This window comes from Streptomyces sp. SID5643, assembly GCF_009872555.1.
Classification (GTDB): domain Bacteria; phylum Actinomycetota; class Actinomycetes; order Streptomycetales; family Streptomycetaceae; genus Streptomyces; species Streptomyces iakyrus.
Genome location: NZ_WWIC01000269.1, coordinates 1 through 653, shown reverse-complemented (window position 1 = coordinate 653; position 653 = coordinate 1). Strand labels below are relative to the sequence as shown.

Annotated in this window: 1 protein-coding gene; it reads right to left on the bottom strand. The window is 74.1% G+C overall.

From position 1 onward, the window contains the following. On the bottom strand, positions 1–653 hold a 653-nt coding region (locus tag GTY56_RS30010), incomplete at both ends, for a phosphopantetheine-binding protein (RefSeq protein ID WP_161368444.1).

Genomic DNA, 653 nt, shown 5'->3' with positions numbered 1-653 from the left:
CGCAGCACCTCGTGCCGGCCGATCACGTCCCGCAGGGCGGTACCAAGAGCGTCCTTGTCCACCGCGCCGGACAGCCGTAGCGCGATGGGCGTGTTGTACGTCGCGCTGGGACCCTCCAGCTGCTCGATGAACCACAGCCGCTGCTGGGCGTACGACAGCGGCAGCCGCTGTGGGCGCAGCCCTGCCGAGAGTGCCGGGCGGACCGCGCCCGAGCCGGCCAGGCGGGACGCCAGTCGCGCCACCGTCGGCGCCTCGAACAGCGCCCGCAGCGGCACCTCCGCGCCCAGCACCGTCCGCACCCGGCTGACCAGCCGCGCCGCCAGCAGTGAATGGCCGCCCAGCGCGAAGAAGTCGTCGTCCACGCCGACGGCGGGCACACCGAGGATGTCGGCGAACACCGCGCACAGGATCTGCTCCTGGAGCGTCACCGGCTCGCGGCCGGAGCCCGTCAGGTGTTCGGGCGCGGGCAGGGCCCTGCTGTCGAGCTTTCCGTTCGCCGCCAGCGGCAGCGCGTCGAGCACGACGACCGCCGAGGGCACCATGTACGCGGGCAGGCGCTGTCCGGCGAAGTCCCGCAGGGCGTCCGGCAGCGCCTCGTGGTCCCCGGCGGGTACGACGTAGGCGACCAGCCGCCTGTCGCCCGGAGTGTCCTC